A 15,457-nucleotide genomic window follows, 5' to 3' on the forward strand; every position below is an offset into this window, starting at 1 on the left:
CTTTGTCGTCGCAGCTGACCACCCTGGAGGCAACCGCGTCCAGCAATACGGCGGCCATTCAATCGGAGGCGTCGGCCCGGGCAGGCGCAGATAGTGCGTTGTCGTCGCGGATCGATACCGTCGAAGCCACGGCCGGCAGCAACTCGGCGGCGATCCAGCAGACCCAGCGAAGCGCTGTCAGGGCTCGATGGCGAGCTGTCGGCGATGTGGAGCGTCACAAGCTTGCAGTCACCCCAGGACGGCAAGTACTACGGCGCCGGCATGGGCATCGGCATCGAGAACACCCTGAAGGGATGCAGGCGCAGATCTTGTGTCAGGCCGACCGCTTCGCGGTGATAAATGTCGCCAAACGGCCAGATCGCCACGCCGTTCGTGATCCAGGGCGGCCAGGTGTTCATCAACTCGGCGGTCATCGCGACGGCAACCATCGACATGGCCAAGATCGCCAACGGCGCTGCAGTCGACGAACTATGCGCAGGGCCCAAGCCGGCTGGCGGCTGAGCAAAGATGGCAACTTCGAGATCAACGCGCCGGTAGCGGGGAGCGGTCGGATGCTGATCAACAACAGTGGCGTCTACATCTACGACGCCAACAACGTGCTGCGCGTTGAGCTGGGAGCATTGAACTGATGTGGTTACGAGTTAGGGATGAACAGGGCCAGATCATTCTGGACTCGGGCGATTTCACATATGAGGTAATTTACAACGAGGTTCTGGGATTGGACTGGCGTGGGGATCGTGGAGACAACAATAACCATAGACGGCTTCGATCCGTCTACTTGTTGTTTTTGTATGTTCTTGAGTATCCGGGAAACTATAATCCAACATCGGGTAACGGGTATCCCGGCATGCCTTATATATACCCGTTCTCTGGTAACCAGATAACACTGCGCAGTGCAACGCCGGGAACGTGTCTACTAGAACATATGCCACGGGTGTTTATCGACTGATGGCATTCAGGATGCTCTGATGTTTGGATTTCGAGCACGTAACGACGGTGGGGTGATCCAGGTTTCTGCCGAGCGTCCCTACCTAAGTCTGCACGCCGAGGGATCTCTTAACCTCGGAACGGCATATCAAGCGACAGTCACATTTCCCACGGTGTGCACAACACAGCAACCCCCTCTGATATTCGTCAAACCAACATGGGCGAGTCAAGGCGAGAAACTATCGATCAAGTGCGGTGTGATCGGCTCGCCGGGTAACTGGACGGGATTCCGGCTGGTCAACGGGAATACATCGCAGATCAGCAACCTGGATTGGCTTGCTGCAATCTGGGCGCCGCTTACCGCCTCCGGAAACTATGGAATGCGCATCAGGGACGGCGGCGGCAATATTTGCTTTCACTCATCAAGCCAGCTCGTGAAGTTCAGTCGGTTCATTACAGCTTGGACAAGGACTGTATGGAATAGCTCGCTAACTGAGTATGAGAGCGGTGTGACGATAGCAAATGATGAGTTTGCCCTGGTCAGCCACTGCCACTCTTACTCGGTGATCAGTCAGGCCAGTGCAACACTCCACATCGGTGTGTCATTCACTTCGGCTGGTGTTGTCGGGCTTACATTGAATAGTTCAACTTCCAGCGTAGGCATTGGTTACTTCCCGGTATTACTGGCCAAGAAAAGTTAATTGCTGACAACCCTCCAATCACCGGCCCGCTAATGCGGGCTTCGTTATTTATGGGGCCCCCATGCTAACCCGACCAATAACTAAGCCGGTTATGCGGCCTTTGGTAAGTTCTGTGTTAAAGCCCAATCAATCTACTCTGGCAAATATTGTTGTCTCCGGTGGGCAGGTTGTTTTCTCAAATGGTTCAGTCGTTGTGAGTAGCTGATATGCCAGTTCAACTAATTGACGAACTAGACCGGTTGAAGGTCAAGCGCACCGACTTGCTCAGCTTCAAGCCGCTGGACCGCTGGATTAACTGCCCCGGCGACAGCCGTACCGCCAACGGTTTCGGCGGCACCGCGCCGAGCATCACCGGGGAGAACTACGGCCACTCGGCCCATTACTGCAGCCAGACCAACGGCCGGGTGCGTACAGACAAGGCACGCAACACCGCCACGCCGGGACACACCACGGCCGACTGGCTCAACGATATGCCGAACAAGCTCGCTGCCGGCGGCGACGTGTTCGTCAACCTGATCGGCACCAACGACCGCAACCCGACCAACAACTTCTCGCTGAACCGCAGCAAGCGGAACATCGAGTCCGGGCTGAAGATGCAGCTGGACGCCGGCAAGATCCCGATCATGATCGCCGAGCTGCCCCGTGGGGGTGACTATGTGCTGACCGGCGATCAGCTGAGCTATCACCTGGGACTGCGTGAATGGGTGCTGGAGCGCATGCCCGAGCTGGGCATCCGGGTCTCGGACCCTTGGCCGCTACTGGTCGATCTGGCCAATGAGGCGCTGGCCTTGCCCAGGCCGGAGTTCTTCGTCGACCAGCTGCACCCGAACCAGCCGGGCGGCATCCTGATCGCCAAGACCACGGCGCCGCACCTGATCGACCTGTTCGGTACGCCCCTGATCCTGCCGACCTACGACGAGCCCTACGACGCCACCTACTGCAAGGGCGGCTGGCTGACCGCCAACCCGCTGATGCTCGGGACCGGCGGCACCAAGTCGGCTTCGGCCAATGCTACCGGGCCGGTAGCGAACAACTGGAACGTGGCCGGCTCCAGCTGGACCGGCGGCAGCGTGGTCTGCTCCAAGGAGGTCAACCCGGACGGTGGCGAGTACCAGGTGTTCGAGCTGGGGGGTACGCCGACCCTCGCCGGCTCGAACCTGATCCTCGAGCAAGCCATCCCCTGGCCTCGCTGGCCACCGGCAACATTCTGCGCGGCATCGGCAAGGTGGTTTATTCGGGGCTGTCGGGCGTGGGCGGGGTGTCGCTCGATCTGCGCTTCATGCGTGGCGGCACCGCCTACTTCATGAAGAGCTTGGACCGCTATGCCGAGGGCTGGCAGATGAGTCCAGGCCCGGAGGCCGGCCCACAGGAGACGCCCTACCTGACCGCCGACCTGACAGAAACCGAGATCAAGCTGCGCGCCGTGATCTACGGCTGTCAGGGCGTGCCGATCCGCGGCACCGTGAAGGTCGGCCAGATGACGGCGCACAAGGTTCTGTAAGACCCCGCACCATCACCTGATAGGAGACATCATGGATCTTTCCGGTTTTAACCTAACCACCCCCGAATTGGCCTCGGATGGCGATGCCAAGACGTACTGGCCGGGCGAGTTCCCGTCCAATGAATATTTCAATGTTCTGAGCAATGGCGAGGTGGACCTCTGGACCCCCACCAAGCCCGAAGCCACCACGCCGAACTCGGATCGCTCGCGCACCGAGTTCCGAGAGATCATCCCCGGCACCAAGACCCTGAAGAACTGGCAGCTGGGCGAGCATCCGGCGCAGTACCTGCGGCCAGCGATGACCCTGTTCCAGTTCAACGGTAACGGGCGGGTCTGTATCGGCCAGATCCACATCAAGGACATCTCCCGCCCTGTCCTGAAGATCATCGCCGACGCCAGCAAGGACCCGGAGCGCAAGGTATTCAGCGTCCAGGCCAAGGTTCGCCAGGCCTGCAACCAGAGCGACGACCCGGGTTTCGTGCTGCTTGAAGGCGTGCCGATCGATGAACGCTTCAGCTATTCGGTGGTGGTCAGCGGCGGCGGGGTGGTGTCGGTCAACTTTGCCCACGGTACTCGCCGTGGCGAGTGTCGCTTCAACTTGCTGCCGTCGTACCTCGGCCGCCTGCTGTACTTCAAGGCCGGGCTCTACGTCCAGGAAGACGCCACGGAGCTGACCCTGCCAACCGAAGGCGCGCGGGCACGGCTGCATAGCCTTGTCGTCGAGCGCCCGTAACGCCGAGCTATCCCCTCTGATCATTACTCCGAACCCGCCGCCGGCGGGTTTGCTGTTTCTGGAGACTCCCCATGGCCCGACTCTCTGCCGCCGTCGCCGGCGGTGCGAACGTGTGCGCCTTTCTGGATCTGATCGCCTGGAGCGAGGGCACGGATAACGGCCGACAGCCGACCCGCGACCACGGCTACGACGTACTGGTGGGCGGAGGTCTGTTCGCCGGCTATACCGATCACCCGCGCAAGCTGATCAGCCTGCCGCTGCTCGGCATCAAGTCGACCGCGGCCGGGCGCTACCAGATCCTGTCGCGCTACTACGACCACTACCGCAAGCAGCTTGGTCTGCCTGACTTCTCGCCAATCAGCCAGGACCGCATGGCACTCCAGCTGATCCGCGAATGCCGGGCGCTCGATGACATCAAGGCCGGCCGCATCGAGCAGGCGCTCCGCAGCTGCCGCTCGCGGTGGGCGAGCCTGCCCGGCGCCGGCTACGGCCAGCACGAGCATGCCACCGATGACCTGCTCGCCCAGTTCATCGCCGCCGGCGGGGTGCTGGCATGAGTCTGCTGACCACCGCCACGGCGCTGCTGCCGACCGTCGCCGGACTGCTCGACCGGCTGATCCCCGATCCCGAGCAGAAGGCCGCGGCCCAGCTCGAGCTGCTCAGGCTGCAGCAGGAGGGCGCCTTCAAGGAGCTGGACGCGGCCCTGCAGATCAACCTGGCCCAGGCGAAGATCAACGAAGTCGAGGCGGCGAGCCAGTCGGGCTTCCAGGCGGGCTGGCGGCCGCTGGCGGGTTATGTCTGCGTGGCGGGCCTGGCCTACGAGTTTGTGGTAAGGCCGCTGCTGCCGTGGGTGCTGACCGTGGCCGGTACCGCCGATGTCCCGCCGCTGCCGTCGCTCGACGAGGTGCTGTTCGAGCTGGTGTTCGGGATGCTTGGGCTCGGGACGCTGCGGACGGCTGATCGGTGGAAGAGGGTGAGCGTGCTGGCGCAGAAAAAATAGGGGGATTGAGGTGCCCAGAACGGGCCAAAGAGGTGTTTTCCTGTATGAAAATACAACGCTAACTTATTGATATTTCGTGCTACAATCCCCGCATTCAAGGGAATGCGATTAGACCCATTTCTTTTGTAGGTTCAATAAGTTAGTGCTGGCTGGCTATCACCTTGACATGGTGGGGGTCGTTGGTTCGAGTCCAATTGTGCCTACCAAATCGAAGAAAAAGGGTCGCGAAAGCGACCCTTTTTTTATGGGTCGCTTGTCAGTGGCACGGCTTTCTGAAAGCATCCCGCATCCTTATACCTCCAGTGACTCCGCTTCGCCCGGATTGGGCCTGTGGGCTCCTGCCAATGTGAGGCAGGCATATCCGGCGGATCGCTTTACTGGCTAATCCCAACCCATGTGGCCTTTGGTAGGGGTCACCACTAGGAGAGGAGGCGCCATGCCCATCATCACTCTTCCCGACGGCAGTCAGCGCACGTTCGATCACCCGGTGTCGGTCGCCGAGGTGGCTGGTTCCATCGGCGCCGGTCTGGCCAAGGCGGCGCTGGCTGGCAAGATCGGCGGCCAGTTGGTCGATACTTCGTACCTGATCGGCAGGGATGCCGAACTGTCGATCGTCACCGGCCGGGATGCCGAGGGTGTGGAAATCCTCCGTCACTCCTGCGCGCACCTGATGGCCATGGCAGTCCAGGAGCTGTTCCCCGGTACCCAGGTCACCATTGGTCCGGTGATCGAGAACGGCTTCTACTATGACTTCGACTGTGAGCAGCCCTTCACTACCGAAGACCTGCAGCGCATCGAGCAGAAGATGGCCGAACTGGCCAAGGCCGATCTGCCGGTGATCCGCTCGCTGATGTCCCGTGACGATGCCGTGGCGTTCTTCGACAAGCTGGGTGAGAAGTACAAGGTGGAGATCATCTCCTCGATCCCCGGCAACGAGGAGCTGTCCTTCTACAGCCAGGGAGGCTTCACTGACCTGTGCCGTGGCCCGCACGTGCCGTCCACCGGCAAGCTGCAGGCCTTCAAGCTGATGAAGGTAGCCGGCGCCTACTGGCGCGGCGACTCGAAGAACAAGATGCTGCAGCGAATCTACGGTACCTGCTGGGCCAGCAAGCAGGACCTGAAGGACTACCTGCATCGTTTGGAGGAGGCCGAGAAGCGCGATCACCGAAAGCTCGGCAAGCGTCTCGATCTGTTCCACACCCAGGAAGAGGCGCCGGGCATGGTGTTCTGGCATCCGAACGGCTGGGCCCTGTACCAGGTGCTCGAGCAGTACATGCGCGGCGTGCAGCGGGAGAACGGCTACCTGGAGATCAAGACGCCGCAGGTGGTCGATCGCGTGCTCTGGGAAAAGTCCGGGCACTGGGCGAACTACGCCGAGAACATGTTCACCACCGAATCGGAAAGCCGCGACTACGCGATCAAGCCGATGAACTGCCCGTGCCATGTGCAGGTGTACAACCAGGGCCTGAAGAGCTACCGCGAGCTACCGCTGCGTCTGGCCGAGTTCGGCGCCTGCCATCGCAACGAGCCGTCGGGGGCGCTGCACGGCATCATGCGCGTGCGCGGCTTCACCCAGGACGACGCGCACATCTTCTGCACCGAAGAACAGATGCAGGCCGAGTCCGCCGCCTTCATCGAGCTGACCCAGCAGGTCTATGCCGACTTCGGCTTCCAGGATATCCAGCTGAAGCTGTCCACTCGTCCGGAAAAGCGCGTCGGCTCCGACGATCTGTGGGATCGCGCCGAGGGCGCGCTGGCCGCGGCCCTGGAGGCTGCCGGCCTGCCCTATGAGCTGCAGCCGGGCGAGGGTGCCTTCTACGGGCCGAAGATTGAATTTTCCCTGAAGGACTGTCTGGGGCGTGTCTGGCAGTGCGGCACTCTGCAGCTGGACTTCAATCTGCCGGTCCGTCTGGGCGCCGAGTACGTCAGCGAGAACAACGAGCGCCAGCATCCGGTGATGCTGCACCGGGCGATCCTGGGTTCCTTCGAGCGTTTCATCGGCATCCTCATCGAGCACTACGAGGGAGCTTTCCCGGCCTGGCTGGCGCCGACCCAGGCGGTGATCATGAATATCACCGACAAGCAGGGCGAGTTCGCGCTCGAGGTCGAGAAGATCCTGAATCAAAGCGGTTTCCGTGCCAAGTCCGACTTGAGAAACGAAAAAATCGGTTTTAAAATTCGCGAGCATACTTTGCTCAAGGTTCCCTATCTCTTGGTGATCGGAGATCGGGAAGTCGAGACGCGAGCCGTAGCTGTGCGCACCCGTGAAGGAGTCGATCTGGGCTCGATGCCTGTCGAAAAGTTCCGTGAGATGCTGGCGCAGGCGGTAGCCCGGCGTGGTCGCCAAGAATTGGAGTAATCATTATTAAGCGTGAAATGAGACAAGATAGAAAAGCTCAACCGAAAGCCCCGATCAACGAGAATATCTCGGCACGCGAGGTTCGGTTAATTGGAGTGGACGGCGAGCAGATTGGCATCGTCTCGATTGATGAAGCGCTTCGTGTAGCGGAAGAGGCCAAGCTGGATCTGGTCGAGATTTCCGCCGACGCGGTACCGCCCGTGTGCCGGATCATGGACTACGGCAAGCACCTGTTCGAGAAGAAGAAGCAGGTCGCGGCGGCGAAGAAGAACCAGAAGCAGGTCCAGATCAAGGAAATCAAGTTCCGACCAGGGACGGAAGAAGGGGATTACCAGGTAAAACTACGCAACCTGGTACGTTTCCTTAGCGAGGGGGACAAGGCCAAGGTATCCCTGCGATTCCGCGGCCGTGAGATGGCTCACCAGGAGCTGGGCATGGAGCTGTTGAAGCGGGTCGAAACCGACCTCGTCGAATATGGCGCCGTCGAACAGCATCCGAAGATGGAAGGACGCCAGCTGATCATGGTCATCGCCCCCAAAAAGAAAAAATAACCCACCAGGGCACTGGCAGGCCTTGCGGTTATGCGTAATCACTCAATGCGGAGTATCCGAACATGCCAAAGATGAAAACCAAGAGCGGCGCCAAGAAGCGCTTCAAGCCGACTGCGAACGGCTTCAAGCACAAGCACGCTTTCAAGAGCCACATCCTGACCAAGATGACGACCAAGCGTAAGCGTCAGCTGCGCGGCACCTCGCTGATGCATCCGTCCGACGTCGCTAAAGTCGAGCGCATGCTGCGCGTTCGTTAATTCCGGTCAAGATTCCAGAGGTAATTATTCATGGCTCGTGTTAAGCGTGGCGTCATCGCCCGTCGCCGTCACAAGAAAATTCTGAAACTCGCCAAGGGCTATTATGGTGCGCGTTCGCGCGTATTCCGCGTCGCCAAGCAGGCGGTGATCAAGGCAGGCCAGTACGCCTACCGTGACCGCCGTCAGCGCAAGCGCCAGTTCCGCGCCCTGTGGATCGCTCGTATCAACGCCGGCGCCCGTCAGAACGGTCTGTCCTACAGCCGCCTGATTGCCGGTCTGAAGAAGGCGGCTATCGAGATCGACCGCAAGGTTCTGTCCGATCTGGCCGTGAACGAGAAAGCAGCGTTCGCCGCGATTGTCGAGAAAGCCAAAGCCATCTTGGCTTGATTCCCCGACAATCACCGGGCTAGCCCGGTGCCGAACGTCACCAATAGGGGAAGAGCCCAGTGCTCTTCCCCTATTTCGTATCTGAGAAGGGGTTTTTGCAAAACCGAGCGCTGCGTTCCTGGCAGACCGCCTGCCGAGTGCGAAAAGGTCGAAGCAGGCGCCAGGACAGTTCTGCAAGACCCCCTGGAGGTTGTACATGGAAAACCTGGATGCACTGGTCTCGCAAGCGCTCGAGGCCGTGCAACATTGCGAAGACATCAATGCCCTGGAGCAGCTCCGGGTCCACTACCTGGGCAAGAAGGGCGAACTGACCCAGCTGATGCAGACCTTGGGCAAACTTTCGGCCGAGGAGCGGCCGAAGGCGGGTGCTCTGATCAATGCGGCCAAGAGCAGCGTTCAGGAGGCCCTCAACGCGCGCAAGGCCGACCTCGAATCCGCTGCGCTGGCCTCCAGGCTGGCCGCCGAGCGCATCGACGTGACCCTGCCGGGGCGTGGCCAGACCTCCGGCGGTCTGCATCCAGTGACCCGTACCCTCGAGCGTGTCGAGCAGTTCTTCACTCATATCGGTTATAGCGTCGCCGAGGGGCCGGAAGTCGAAGACGACTACCACAACTTCGAAGCCCTAAACATTCCCGGCCATCACCCGGCGAGGGCGATGCACGACACCTTCTACTTCAATGCCAATATGCTGCTGCGCACCCACACCTCGCCGGTCCAGGTGCGCACCATGGAAAGCAGCCAGCCACCGATCCGTATCGTCTGTCCGGGCCGCGTCTACCGCTGTGACTCGGATATCACTCACTCGCCGATGTTCCACCAGGTCGAAGGCCTGCTGATCGATGAGGGTGTCAGTTTCGCCGACCTCAAGGGCACCATCGAGGAGTTTCTCCGGGTGTTCTTTGAAAAGCCGCTTGGCGTGCGTTTCCGCCCCTCGTTTTTTCCCTTCACCGAACCCTCGGCCGAGGTCGACATGCAGTGCGTGATGTGCGGCGGCCACGGCTGCCGGGTGTGCAAGCACACCGGCTGGCTGGAGGTAATGGGATGCGGCATGGTGCATCCCAACGTGCTGCGCATGTCCGGTATCGACCCGGAGAGGTACCAGGGCTTTGCATTCGGCATGGGCGTCGAGCGCCTGGCCATGTTGCGTTATGGGGTCAACGACCTGCGTCTGTTCTTCGACAACGATCTGCGCTTCCTTGCGCAATTCCGCTAGGACCGCAACCGTAACCGAATTCTTTGGGAGAACAGGATGAAATTCAGCGAACAATGGCTGCGAAGCTGGGTCAACCCGCAGGCGTCCCGCGATGAGCTGGTAGCCCGTCTGTCCATGGCTGGCCTCGAGGTGGACAGCGTTACCCCTGTGGCGGGTAATTTCAGCGGCGTGGTGGTGGGCGAGATTCTCGCCGCCGAGCCGCATCCGGATGCCGACAAGCTGCGCGTCTGCCAGGTGAGCGATGGCAGCGAAACCTTCCAGGTGGTCTGCGGTGCACCCAATGCCCGCCCGGGCATCAAGATTCCCTTCGCCATGATTGGTGCCGTGCTTGGCGAAGACTTCAAGATCAAGAAGGCCAAGCTGCGCGGCGTAGAGTCCTTCGGCATGCTCTGCTCGGCAGCCGAACTCAAGATCAGCGAGGAGAATGACGGCCTGCTGGAGCTGCCGACCGACGCGCCGGTGGGGCAGAATATCCGTACCTACCTCAACTTGGACGATGCCAGCATCGAGGTAGATCTGACTCCCAACCGTGGCGACTGTCTGTCCCTGGCCGGCCTGGCCCGCGAGGTGGGCGCCCTCTACGGCGCTCCGGTCACCCATCCGTCGATCGTCAGCGTACCGCCGCTACATGAGGAAGTGCGCCCGGTCGAAGTGCTGGCATTCCAAGCTTGCCCGCGTTATCTCGGTCGCGTAGTGCGCAATGTCGACCTGTCACGGCCGACCCCGCCGTGGATGGTCGAGCGCCTGCGCCGCTCCGATGTTCGCGCCATCGATCCGGCGGTCGACGTCACCAACTATGTGATGCTCGAACTGGGCCAGCCGATGCATGCCTTCGATCTCGCCGAGATCCGCGGTGGTATCCGTGTGCGCATGGCCGAGGAGGGCGAGAAACTGGTCCTGCTCGACGGTCAGGAGGTTAGCCTACGCGCCGATACCCTGGTGATCGCCGACCACGAGCGCCCCCTGGCCATCGCCGGCGTGATGGGGGGCGAGCACAGTGGTGTTGCTGCCGGCACTTGCGACCTGTTTCTCGAAAGCGCCTTCTTCGACACTATTGCCATCGCTGGCAAGGCCCGTTCCTACGGCCTGCATACCGACGCCTCGCACCGTTTCGAACGTGGTGTCGACTGGCAGCTGGCCCGCGAAGCCATGGAGCACGCTACCACGCTGCTGCTGGAGATCGTCGGCGGTGAGCCCGGCCCCATCGTCGAAGTGGTCGATCCGGCATACTTGCCGCAGGTGGCGCCGATCACCCTGCGTGCCGAGCGTATCGAGCAGATGCTCGGTCTGCGCATGGAGGCTGCCGAAATCGAGCGCCTCTTGGTCGCGCTGGGGCTGACGGTCCACGCCGTTGCAACTGGCCAGTGGCAAGTCGGAGTGCCCAGTCATCGTTTCGATATCAGTCTCGAGGTGGATCTGATCGAGGAGCTCGGCCGTCTCCATGGCTACAACAACTTGCCGGTTCGTTATCCGCAGGCACGTCTGGCACCGCAGGCGCGTGCCGAGGCCCGTGGCGAACTGCCGGTGCTGCGTCGCCTGCTGGTTGCGCGCGGCTACCAGGAAGCGATCACTTACAGCTTCATCGATCCCAAGCTGTTCGAGCTCTTCGCGCCGGGCACCGAGCCGTTGACCCTGGCTAATCCGATTTCCGCAGACATGGCGGCTATGCGTGCCTCGCTCTGGCCGGGACTGGTCAAGGCGCTGCAGTACAACCTGAACCGCCAGCAGTCTCGTGTGCGTCTGTTCGAGAGTGGCCTGCGTTTCGTCGGTCAGCTGAGCCACCTCGTGCAGGAGGCCGTGCTGGCCGGGGTGATCACTGGCAGCCGCCTGCCGGAGAGCTGGGGTCATGCCCGGGATGCGGTGGACTTCTATGATGCCAAGGCCGATGTGGAGGCGCTGCTCGCGACTGCCGGTGCTGTCGACGAATACCGCTTCGTCAGTGGCGAGCATCCAGCCCTTCATCCAGGACAGGCCGCACGGATCGAGCGTGGGGGGCGTCTGGTAGGCTTCCTGGGTTCCCTGCATCCTGAGCTGGGCAAGGCATTGGGACTGGATCAGCCGGTCTTCCTGTTCGAACTGAGCCTGGCGGAAATTACCGCCGGTCGTCTGCCGACTTTCCGCGAACTTTCGCGTTTCCCAGAAGTGCGCCGCGATCTGGCGCTGATCGTCAATCGCGAAACGCCGGCCGAAGCGGTACTGCAGACTATCCGCGAGGCGGCAGGGGACTATCTGACCGACCTTCGGCTGTTTGACGTCTATCAAGGTAAAGGCATTGATCCGCAAAGAAAAAGCCTGGCCGTTGGCTTGACCTGGCAACATCCATCGCGCACTCTTAACGATGATGAGGTGAACAGTACAACCCAGAACATCCTCGCCTCGCTGGAAGAAAGGTTCAACGCGACGTTAAGGAAGTAACGTATGGGGGCTCTGACGAAAGCTGAGATGGCAGAACGTCTCTACGAAGAGCTTGGCCTGAATAAACGAGAAGCCAAGGAATTGGTGGAGCTGTTCTTCGAGGAAATCCGCCAGGCGCTGGAGCACAACGAGCAGGTCAAATTATCCGGCTTCGGTAATTTCGATTTGCGCGACAAGCGCCAACGGCCTGGCCGCAATCCCAAGACGGGAGAGGAAATCCCGATTACGGCACGACGCGTCGTCACCTTTCGTCCAGGGCAAAAGCTGAAAGCCAGGGTTGAAGCCTATGCTGGAACCAAGCCATAACGACGAATTGCCTCCCATCCCTGGGAAGCGTTACTTCACCATTGGCGAGGTCAGTGAGCTTTGTGCGGTCAAGCCGCACGTGTTGCGTTACTGGGAGCAGGAGTTTCCCCAGATCAACCCGGTCAAGCGTCGGGGCAATCGGCGCTACTATCAGCGTCAGGATGTCCTGATGATTCGGCATATCCGCGCCCTGCTGTACGAGCAGGGCTTCACCATCGGCGGGGCGCGCCTGCGCCTCTCCGGCGACGAAGCCAAGGAAGATACGACCCAATACCGGCAATTGATCCGACAGACGATCGCCGAGTTGGAGGATGTTCTTCAAGTTTTGCGCAAATAGCCGAAGTCGCAAAAAAAACTTCCACTTTTCAGAAGCTTAATATATAGTTCGACCCGCTCCGGTAAACCGGGGCAAGTAGTCGGGGCGTAGCGCAGCCTGGTAGCGCACTTGCATGGGGTGCAAGGGGTCGAGTGTTCGAATCACTCCGTCCCGACCAATAAATTCAATGAGTTAGGCCGGTTGAGCAATCACCGGCCTTTTTCATTTCTGCAATTTGGCTGTTCTGGTGACCGTTGGGTGACCGTTTGTGCTTGGCTGGGCTTACTCGCGCAGCCCCGCACATACTCGGCCATTGAGGCGACGGCTTGCCGCTCAGCCTCCCGTAACTGCTCGATCTTCCGGGCGAAGGTTCGCCAGTGCATGCCCTTGGGCTTGGGGATCTGATCGACAGGGATCAGCTCATGGCAGCCCAGGGCACGGCGCAGCTTCCAGTGGCGGTTGTGCGGCCGGTCGCTCTTGCTGGCTTGCTGGGCGGAGTAGTTCAGGCTCAGGCAGTGGCGGCAGGCGGTCACCTCACCAATACACAGCTTGGCCATGCGGCTGCCACAGGAAGGACAGTGAAACCAAGGGCGCCTGCCTCCCAGGTGGACCGGCGTCCACTCGATAGCGGTGCGGTACTCCCGCGACTTCCCTGCCACTCGATAGCTCAGGCACAGATGCTCGGCATCCTCCACGTGAATGCGGATGCTGGCGCCCGGTCCCCATTGCCACAAAAAGGAGCGCCCCGGTTCCAGCAGTCCGTAACGGTTTAGAGCGTTGATATCCAGGCGGAGAAAATTTTCGACCGTCCCATGTTCCTTCGGTCTGCTCATGATTTTCTAACCTCGGTAATTTGGAAGATGAAATATTGAGTGCTTGAGGGTGTGCGGGACGGTGGGGGGCTGCGGATTCTGCGGATTCTGCGGAAAGCCCCGAATCTTAGGGACTCCAGCTTGCGGAAGATTTGCGGAGAGTCGCGGATTTTCTGCGGAAAGCACGGCGCGGGAAGTTACATAACTTACGGGGCGCCGACTTCCGCAGGCTTTCCGCACTTTTCCGCAAATCCTCCGCAACGGCAAACCCGCGCTGTTACTGGCTTTCCGCAGAGTCCGCAGAATCCGCAAGGGGGGCGAGTTGAAATTGCTTCCCGTCGCTGGTGGTCAGGTTGCCGTGCTCGACCAGGATCGCCAGCAGCTTGTCGCGTCGCTTGGCGCTACGGGCTGCCGGCGGCCCAGATTTGCCGAGCTTGTCCCGGTGGAACTCCCGCCAGGCATCCGCCCGCTTTGAATCGCGCAGCCACTCCAGTAGCGCAGCAGCCTGCCGCAGGTCGGGGTCAACCGCAGCCCTGTCCGTGTACCGCAGCCACTCCCCCAAGCTATGACGAACAATGGCGCAGGCGTTGCGCATGGCCTCGCCATCAATCCGGCCGCGCCCCTCGAAGTGGGCCAGCACAGTGGCCAGGCGGCGGGCCAACTCGCCCGCTCGACCGGCGAAAGGGCGCAAGCCAGCAAATTGCCCCAGCGTGACCTGTTCGCCTTCGACCTCGTTGTAGAACTCCAGCCACTCGGTCTCCCCGTCCGGCGCCAACGCCAGCACAGGGGGACGCACTTCGCTGGTATCCTTGTCGATGTGGTCATGGCTGGTCTGAATCTCCCGGCAACGGCTCCAGAAGGCTTGCAGGCGCCAGTCATCCCAGCTCTGGCGGGCCATCCGCTCGGCGTCCAGGAGCCGTGTACCGGCCAGGCTCTTGGGGCTGGCGAACAGGAAGCGCGGTAGGAAGCCTTGACCGCGCAGCAAAGGGTCATTCAGGGCCTCGGCCGCAGCGATGGGCTGCGCCAGCAGATGGACGCTCAGACGACGATGGTAGGCAAAGCCAGAGCCTTCCAGATTGGCACGCGAGCGGGTGCGCTCGAACGTGCCGGCATCGAACGCCTTGCACAGCCCGCCGATGGTCGCCGTTCGCGTGTCGGCCTTGAGCGAGGCGCCGCCCAGCATCTGCCCGCCTTCGTCCGTGTCCCAGGAGGCAGCAGCGGTGCCACGGATGAAATCACCGGCGATAGGCTCGAACGTCGCGTCGCTGTACTGCGTGCGGGGATCGGGCGGCATCGGGTGTGCCTCCAGGTACTCCTCCCGCTTCTTTCCCTTGTGCTGGCGGGCCTCGGCCTCGATCTCAGCGCATGCCTGCCGGTGGGCGCTCCGTGCCTCCCGCTCGGCCTCGTCGATCACACGGAAAGCTAGCCGGCGGCACTCGCTCTTGCGGTCGCCGGAGTCGGCCAGGGTCAGCATGAACAGCGATGCCGGCATGCCTTTGGGGTGATGAATATGCGGTGCGTTGATTCGCGTCTGAGCCAGGTGGGCGGCAGCGCCGATCACGCATTGAGCGGCCAGCGCCAACGGGGCCTGTACATGCTCGGCAATCGCCAGGGCGGCGTCGCGCATTACCGGTGGCAGGGCCTCGACCGGATAGGCTGCGCTCGGCGTGGCCTCGTCCTCGGGCAGCAGCGCACGCGGGGCCTTCTGGCCGTACACGCTGGTGCAGCCAGCGATGGCCCTCTCGATGGTCCGGCACAGGTAGTCCCCCGGCCCCACTTGTCCCGCGCCAGGTCGGAGCGCCGCATCAGGCGCTCCATGCGCACCGGGTTGCAGCCGGTCCAGAAGGCCAGACGCGACGCCAGGGCCAGATCGGCGCTGCTGCGGTCGATGCCATCGCCTTCGCTGCGGTCGCTCGGCCAGCAGGCGCTCAGGGCCTCCACGTCGCAATTCCACAACTGGGCAAAGCTCGCCTTGCCGG

18 protein-coding genes, 2 tRNA genes and 1 pseudogene are annotated in these 15,457 nt (G+C 61.5%); 18 read left to right on the top strand and 3 right to left on the bottom strand.

What is annotated here, in order from left to right; translation table 11 throughout:
• The first annotated feature begins 204 nt into the window (after window positions 1-204).
• The 18 genes and pseudogenes from Atro_RS00005 (at window position 205) to Atro_RS00090 (ending at window position 12,844) form a co-directional block, all read left to right on the top strand.
• Window positions 205-501, top strand: a pseudogene (locus Atro_RS00005) (phage tail tip fiber protein).
• Window positions 471-629 (top strand): hypothetical protein, encoded by a 159-nt coding sequence (locus Atro_RS00010; protein ID WP_497925809.1) that lies wholly within the window; start codon window positions 471-473, stop codon window positions 627-629. Before Atro_RS00005 ends, Atro_RS00010 begins: the two are co-directional and overlap by 31 nt.
• Before the next feature lie 339 nt (window positions 630-968).
• Window positions 969-1,628, top strand: a complete 660-nt coding sequence (locus tag Atro_RS00015; protein WP_497925788.1) for a hypothetical protein — start codon at window positions 969-971, stop codon at window positions 1,626-1,628.
• A gap of 206 nt (window positions 1,629-1,834) precedes the next feature.
• Window positions 1,835-2,935 (top strand): SGNH/GDSL hydrolase family protein, encoded by a 1,101-nt coding sequence (locus Atro_RS00020; RefSeq protein WP_497925811.1) that lies wholly within the window; start codon window positions 1,835-1,837, stop codon window positions 2,933-2,935.
• A complete protein-coding gene (locus Atro_RS00025) occupies window positions 2,887-3,129 on the top strand; it encodes a hypothetical protein (protein ID WP_497925813.1) in 243 nt (80 codons plus the stop codon). The genes Atro_RS00020 and Atro_RS00025 overlap by 49 nt, the downstream gene beginning before the upstream one ends.
• Window positions 3,130-3,160: 31 nt before the next feature.
• Window positions 3,161-3,862, top strand: coding sequence for a polysaccharide lyase family 7 protein (locus tag Atro_RS00030; RefSeq protein WP_497925792.1), 702 nt, complete (start codon window positions 3,161-3,163; stop codon window positions 3,860-3,862).
• Between the two features lie 71 nt (window positions 3,863-3,933).
• On the top strand, window positions 3,934-4,419 hold the full coding sequence (locus tag Atro_RS00035; protein ID WP_497925794.1) for a glycoside hydrolase family 24 protein: 486 nt from the start codon (window positions 3,934-3,936) through the stop codon (window positions 4,417-4,419).
• Window positions 4,416-4,862 carry a holin family protein gene (locus Atro_RS00040; protein ID WP_497925796.1) on the top strand — a complete coding sequence of 149 codons (447 nt, stop codon included), beginning with the start codon at window positions 4,416-4,418 and terminating at the stop codon, window positions 4,860-4,862. Before Atro_RS00035 ends, Atro_RS00040 begins: the two co-directional genes overlap by 4 nt.
• Before the next feature lie 127 nt (window positions 4,863-4,989).
• Window positions 4,990-5,068, top strand: a tRNA-Val gene (locus Atro_RS00045).
• Between the two features lie 230 nt (window positions 5,069-5,298).
• Entirely contained in the window at window positions 5,299-7,221 is a 1,923-nt protein-coding gene (thrS, locus tag Atro_RS00050; RefSeq protein WP_497925798.1) for a threonine--tRNA ligase, read from the top strand.
• Window positions 7,221-7,772 carry a translation initiation factor IF-3 gene (gene infC, locus Atro_RS00055; protein WP_169531319.1) on the top strand — a complete coding sequence of 184 codons (552 nt, stop codon included), beginning with the start codon at window positions 7,221-7,223 and terminating at the stop codon, window positions 7,770-7,772. Before thrS ends, infC begins: the two co-directional genes overlap by 1 nt.
• 62 nt (window positions 7,773-7,834) lie before the next feature.
• Complete coding sequence (rpmI, locus tag Atro_RS00060) at window positions 7,835-8,029, top strand: 50S ribosomal protein L35 (RefSeq protein WP_039804765.1); 195 nt, start codon at window positions 7,835-7,837, stop codon at window positions 8,027-8,029.
• A 30-nt stretch (window positions 8,030-8,059) separates the two neighbouring features.
• A complete protein-coding gene (gene rplT / locus Atro_RS00065; RefSeq protein ID WP_089167862.1) occupies window positions 8,060-8,416 on the top strand; it encodes a 50S ribosomal protein L20 in 357 nt (118 codons plus the stop codon).
• Window positions 8,417-8,612: 196 nt separating this feature from the next.
• Window positions 8,613-9,629 carry a phenylalanine--tRNA ligase subunit alpha gene (gene pheS / locus Atro_RS00070; RefSeq protein WP_497925801.1) on the top strand — a complete coding sequence of 339 codons (1,017 nt, stop codon included), beginning with the start codon at window positions 8,613-8,615 and terminating at the stop codon, window positions 9,627-9,629.
• 36 nt (window positions 9,630-9,665) lie between these two features.
• Window positions 9,666-12,044: a phenylalanine--tRNA ligase subunit beta gene (gene pheT / locus Atro_RS00075; protein WP_497925803.1), complete on the top strand. Its 2,379-nt coding sequence runs from the start codon at window positions 9,666-9,668 to the stop codon at window positions 12,042-12,044.
• A gap of 3 nt (window positions 12,045-12,047) precedes the next feature.
• A complete protein-coding gene (ihfA, locus tag Atro_RS00080; RefSeq protein ID WP_011913482.1) occupies window positions 12,048-12,350 on the top strand; it encodes an integration host factor subunit alpha in 303 nt (100 codons plus the stop codon).
• Window positions 12,331-12,687, top strand: a complete 357-nt coding sequence (locus Atro_RS00085) for a MerR family transcriptional regulator (protein ID WP_039804752.1) — start codon at window positions 12,331-12,333, stop codon at window positions 12,685-12,687. The genes ihfA and Atro_RS00085 overlap by 20 nt, the downstream gene beginning before the upstream one ends.
• Before the next feature lie 80 nt (window positions 12,688-12,767).
• A tRNA-Pro gene (locus tag Atro_RS00090) sits at window positions 12,768-12,844 on the top strand.
• A gap of 31 nt (window positions 12,845-12,875) precedes the next feature.
• Here the strand turns inward: Atro_RS00090 and Atro_RS00095 are convergent.
• From Atro_RS00095 to Atro_RS00105, 3 genes are all read right to left on the bottom strand, one after another.
• The gene (locus Atro_RS00095) at window positions 12,876-13,499 is read right to left on the bottom strand and encodes a hypothetical protein (protein WP_497925815.1); all 624 of its coding nucleotides are present in this window, start codon (window positions 13,497-13,499) and stop codon (window positions 12,876-12,878) included.
• A 256-nt stretch (window positions 13,500-13,755) separates the two neighbouring features.
• Complete coding sequence (locus Atro_RS00100) at window positions 13,756-15,195, bottom strand: DUF3987 domain-containing protein (protein WP_497925817.1); 1,440 nt, start codon at window positions 15,193-15,195, stop codon at window positions 13,756-13,758.
• A complete protein-coding gene (locus tag Atro_RS00105; protein ID WP_497927728.1) occupies window positions 15,105-15,419 on the bottom strand; it encodes a phage NrS-1 polymerase family protein in 315 nt (104 codons plus the stop codon). The genes Atro_RS00100 and Atro_RS00105 overlap by 91 nt, the downstream gene beginning before the upstream one ends.
• Window positions 15,420-15,457 lie beyond the last annotated feature (38 nt).

Source organism: Azotobacter tropicalis, assembly GCF_059739045.1.

What these genes read in the sequence shown, in the direction of transcription:
- pheS (WP_497925801.1), top strand. Translation starts at nt 8,613, where the DNA reads ATGGAAAACCTGGATGCACTGGTCTCGCAAGCGCTCGAGGCCGTGCAA.
- Atro_RS00085 (WP_039804752.1), top strand. Translation starts at nt 12,331, where the DNA reads ATGCTGGAACCAAGCCATAACGACGAATTGCCTCCCATCCCTGGGAAG.
- thrS (WP_497925798.1), top strand. Translation starts at nt 5,299, where the DNA reads ATGCCCATCATCACTCTTCCCGACGGCAGTCAGCGCACGTTCGATCAC.
- rplT (WP_089167862.1), top strand. Translation starts at nt 8,060, where the DNA reads ATGGCTCGTGTTAAGCGTGGCGTCATCGCCCGTCGCCGTCACAAGAAA.
- Atro_RS00015 (WP_497925788.1), top strand. Translation starts at nt 969, where the DNA reads ATGTTTGGATTTCGAGCACGTAACGACGGTGGGGTGATCCAGGTTTCT.
- Atro_RS00010 (WP_497925809.1), top strand. Translation starts at nt 471, where the DNA reads ATGCGCAGGGCCCAAGCCGGCTGGCGGCTGAGCAAAGATGGCAACTTC.
- Atro_RS00035 (WP_497925794.1), top strand. Translation starts at nt 3,934, where the DNA reads ATGGCCCGACTCTCTGCCGCCGTCGCCGGCGGTGCGAACGTGTGCGCC.
- rpmI (WP_039804765.1), top strand. Translation starts at nt 7,835, where the DNA reads ATGCCAAAGATGAAAACCAAGAGCGGCGCCAAGAAGCGCTTCAAGCCG.
- pheT (WP_497925803.1), top strand. Translation starts at nt 9,666, where the DNA reads ATGAAATTCAGCGAACAATGGCTGCGAAGCTGGGTCAACCCGCAGGCG.
- Atro_RS00040 (WP_497925796.1), top strand. Translation starts at nt 4,416, where the DNA reads ATGAGTCTGCTGACCACCGCCACGGCGCTGCTGCCGACCGTCGCCGGA.
- Atro_RS00095 (WP_497925815.1), bottom strand. Translation starts at nt 13,499, where the DNA reads ATGAGCAGACCGAAGGAACATGGGACGGTCGAAAATTTTCTCCGCCTG.
- Atro_RS00030 (WP_497925792.1), top strand. Translation starts at nt 3,161, where the DNA reads ATGGATCTTTCCGGTTTTAACCTAACCACCCCCGAATTGGCCTCGGAT.
- ihfA (WP_011913482.1), top strand. Translation starts at nt 12,048, where the DNA reads ATGGGGGCTCTGACGAAAGCTGAGATGGCAGAACGTCTCTACGAAGAG.
- Atro_RS00020 (WP_497925811.1), top strand. Translation starts at nt 1,835, where the DNA reads ATGCCAGTTCAACTAATTGACGAACTAGACCGGTTGAAGGTCAAGCGC.